The organism is Cereibacter johrii (genome assembly GCF_001720585.1).
In the GTDB taxonomy this organism is placed as follows: domain Bacteria; phylum Pseudomonadota; class Alphaproteobacteria; order Rhodobacterales; family Rhodobacteraceae; genus Cereibacter_A; species Cereibacter_A johrii.
This window is the reverse complement of the sequence record NZ_MABH01000223.1, coordinates 1-3,532: the sequence shown is the minus strand read 5'-3', so window position 1 is coordinate 3,532 and position 3,532 is coordinate 1. Positions and strand designations below refer to the sequence as shown.

The window sequence follows — 3,532 nt, the reverse complement described above, 5'->3', positions numbered from 1 at the left end:
GCGCGCGATCGGCCGACGGCACGACGGGGACCGCATCGGGCAGCGGCCGCGCGAATTCGGAGCCCGGAGGCGGCGCGAGATCGGTGGCGGCCCCGGGGGTCGAAGCGGCACCCGCGGAGACGCCCTCGGCGGGCGCCGCGTCTGGATCGGCCGTCCCGGAGGTCTCCTGCGCGCCTTCGGCAGCCGCCTGAGGGCGGGACGCTTCGCCGAGTGCAGGGTCGGTCCCGGCCAGGGCTGCGTCCGCCTGCGCCTCGGGCCATGTCGTGCCCGGCGGCGGTGCCATCTGCGAGGCGAGCGCAAGACCGATCCCACCCACGATGCCGCCCATCACCACGCCCGAAAGGAAACCCCGGCTCATCTGGCCTCTCCTGCCCTCGCCCCTGCGCCGCCGGGCCCTTTCGGACCCGTCTGGGGCATTTCGCGCATTGACTGCGCCGTTCATCCCCTTGACGCCCCTGCGCCGCTCGGCCCATGTATAACGCGACCGTCGCAAGGGTTCACCCCCTATCCTCCACATCGCCTCGGGGTGCCGCAAGATGCTGCTTCTCATCGACAACTACGACAGCTTTACCTACAACCTCGTGCATTATCTGGGGGAACTCGGGGCCGAGGTCGTGGTGCGGCGCAACGATGCGCTCGACGTGCAGGCCGCGATGGGGATGCATCCCGACGCGATCGTGCTTTCGCCCGGGCCCTGCGATCCTGCCGCGGCCGGCATCTGCCTGCCGCTGACCGCCGCCGCCGCCGAGGCCAAGATCCCGCTTCTGGGCGTCTGCCTCGGCCACCAGACCATCGGGCAGGCCTTCGGCGGCAAGGTGGTGCGCTGCCACGAGATCGTGCACGGCAAGATGGGCACGATGCACCACGAGGGGAAGGGCGTCTTCGCGGGCCTGCCCTCGCCCTTCCTCGCCACCCGCTATCACAGCCTCGTCGTCGAACGGGAAAGCCTGCCCGACTGTCTCGAGGTGACGGCCTGGCTCGAGGACGGCACGATCATGGGCCTGCGCCACAAGAGCCTGCCCATCGAGGGCGTGCAGTTCCACCCCGAGAGCATCGCCTCGGAGCACGGCCACCAGATGCTGCGGACCTTCCTCGACAGCGCCCGCGCCACGGTGACGGCATGAGCGACCGGCTGAAGCCCCTGATCGGCACCGCGGCCACCCGCCCCCTCAGCCGCGAGGAGGCCGAGCTGGCCTTCGAGTGCCTGTTCGAGGGCGAGGCCACGCCCGCGCAGATGGGGGGCCTGCTGATGGCGCTGCGCACCCGCGGCGAGACGGTGGACGAATATGCCGCCGCCGCCTCGGTCATGCGCGCCAAATGCCACAAGGTGCGCGCCCCCCACGGCGCCATCGACATCGTGGGCACCGGGGGCGACGGGAAGGGCACGCTGAACATCTCGACCGCCACGGCCTTCGTGGTGGCGGGGGCGGGCGTGCCGGTCGCCAAGCACGGCAACCGCAACCTCTCGTCGAAGTCCGGCGCCGCCGATGCCCTGACCGAGATGGGGCTCAACGTCATGATCGGCCCCGAACAGGTCGAGGCCTGCCTGCTGGAAGCGGGGATCGGCTTCATGATGGCGCCGATGCACCATCCCGCCATGCGCCATGTGGGGCCGGTGCGGGCCGAACTCGGGACGCGGACGATCTTCAACATCCTCGGGCCGCTGACCAATCCGGCGGGGGTGAAACGCCAGCTGACCGGCGCCTTCTCGCCCGACCTCATCCGGCCCATGGCCGAGGTGCTCTCAACGCTCGGCTCGGAAAAGGCGTGGCTCGTCCATGGCGGCGACGGGACGGACGAGCTCGCGATCTCGGCCGCCTCGAAGGTTGCGGCCCTCGAGGGCGGGCAGATCCGCGAGTTCGAGCTGCATCCCGAGGAGGCGGGCCTGCCCGTCCATCCGTTCGAGGAGATCGTGGGCGGCACACCCGCCGAGAATGCGCAGGCCTTCCGCGCGCTCCTAGACGGCGCGCCCGGCGCCTACCGCGATGCGGTGCTGCTGAATGCGGCGGCCGCGCTCGTGGTGGCCGACCGGGCGGCAGACCTGCGCGAGGGGGTGGAGATCGCCACCGACAGCATCCTGTCCGGTGCCGCCAAGGCGAAGGTCGCCCTGCTGGCCCGGCTGACGAACGCCGCCTGACGGCCAAACAAGAGGGGGACCGGCCGGCGATGAGCACCATTCTCGACCGCATCAAGGCTTACAAACTGGAAGAGATCGCGGCCCGCAAGGCCGAGCGCCCCCTGGTGGCCGTAGAGGATGCGGCCCGCGCAGCCCCGGCGCCGCGCGGCTTCGCCCGCGCGCTCTCGACGGCCGCCGCCACCGGCTACGGGCTCATCGCCGAGATCAAGAAGGCGAGCCCCTCGAAGGGCCTCATCCGCGAGGATTTCGACGTGCCCGCCCTCGCCCGCGCCTATGAGGCCGGCGGCGCCACCTGCCTGTCCGTCCTGACCGACAGCCCCTCGTTCCAGGGCGCCGACGAATTCCTGCGCCAGGCCCGCGAGGCGGTGAAACTGCCGTGCCTGCGCAAGGATTTCCTCTACGACACCTATCAGGTGGCCGAAGCGCGGGCGCTCGGCGCCGACTGCATCCTCATCATCATGGCGAGCGTGACCGACAGCCAGGCGCTCGAGCTTGAGGCGGCGGCCAGCCACTGGGGCATGGATGTGCTGGTCGAGGTCCATTCCCGCGAGGAACTGGCCCGCGCCGAACATCTGAAGTCGCGGCTGATCGGCATCAACAACCGCAATCTCGACACGTTCGAGGTCTCGCTCGACGTGAGCCGGGATCTCGCGCGCCGCGTGCCCGAGGATCGGCTGATCGTCTCCGAGAGCGGACTCTACACGCCCGAGGATCTGGCCGATCTAGCCCGCTACGGCGCGCGCTGCTTCCTGATCGGCGAGAGCCTGATGCGGCAGGCGGATGTGGAGGCCGCGACGCGCGCGATCCTCGCCGATCCGCTGACGGCGCAGGGCGGGGTCTGATGTCGGGCCTGACCCATTTCGACGAGTCCGGCCGCGCCCATATGGTCGATGTCTCGGAGAAGCCCGTGACGGCGCGGCTCGCCGTGGCGCGCGGGGCGGTGAAGATGAGCGCCGAGACGCTGGCGCTCGTGACCGAGGGCCGGGCCGGGAAGGGCGACGTTCTGGGCGTCGCGCGGCTGGCCGGCATCATGGGGGCCAAGCGCACCGCCGATCTGATCCCGCTCTGCCATCCGCTGCCCATCACCAAGGTCGCGCTGGAGCTGACCGCCGATCCCGCCCTGCCGGGCATCGTGGTCGAGGCCACGGTCAAGACCGGCGGCCAGACCGGGGTCGAGATGGAAGCCCTGACCGCCGTCTCGGTGGCCTGCCTCACGATCTACGACATGGTGAAGGCCGTCGAGAAGGGCATGGAGATCACGGGCATCCGGCTGCTCCTCAAGGAGGGCGGCAAGTCGGGACGCTTCGAGGCCAGCGCGTGATCTCGGTCGAGGAGGCGCTCGCGCGCACGCTGGCGCTGGCCGCACCGCTGCCGGTCGAGCGCGTGGCCCTGGGC

Annotated in this window: 4 protein-coding genes and 1 pseudogene; 4 read left to right on the top strand and 1 reads right to left on the bottom strand. The window is 71.0% G+C overall.

Annotated features, from left to right (window positions below):
• Positions 1-358 (bottom strand): annotated as a pseudogene (locus A9O63_RS18470) (hypothetical protein); the annotation flags it as partial.
• Between the two features lie 178 nt (positions 359-536).
• Between A9O63_RS18470 and A9O63_RS18465 the strand changes: the two are divergent.
• The 4 genes from A9O63_RS18465 to moaC are packed head-to-tail and all read left to right on the top strand — an operon-like array spanning position 537 to position 3,458.
• Positions 537-1,124, top strand: coding sequence for an anthranilate synthase component II (locus tag A9O63_RS18465; RefSeq protein WP_069333229.1), 588 nt, complete (start codon positions 537-539; stop codon positions 1,122-1,124).
• Positions 1,121-2,137, top strand: coding sequence for an anthranilate phosphoribosyltransferase (trpD, locus tag A9O63_RS18460; protein WP_069333228.1), 1,017 nt, complete (start codon positions 1,121-1,123; stop codon positions 2,135-2,137). The genes A9O63_RS18465 and trpD overlap by 4 nt, the downstream gene beginning before the upstream one ends.
• A 29-nt stretch (positions 2,138-2,166) precedes the next feature.
• A complete protein-coding gene (gene trpC / locus A9O63_RS18455; protein WP_069333227.1) occupies positions 2,167-2,979 on the top strand; it encodes an indole-3-glycerol phosphate synthase TrpC in 813 nt (270 codons plus the stop codon).
• Positions 2,979-3,458 (top strand): cyclic pyranopterin monophosphate synthase MoaC, encoded by a 480-nt coding sequence (gene moaC, locus A9O63_RS18450; RefSeq protein WP_069333226.1) that lies wholly within the window; start codon positions 2,979-2,981, stop codon positions 3,456-3,458. Before trpC ends, moaC begins: the two co-directional genes overlap by 1 nt.
• The last annotated feature ends 74 nt before the right edge of the window (positions 3,459-3,532 follow it).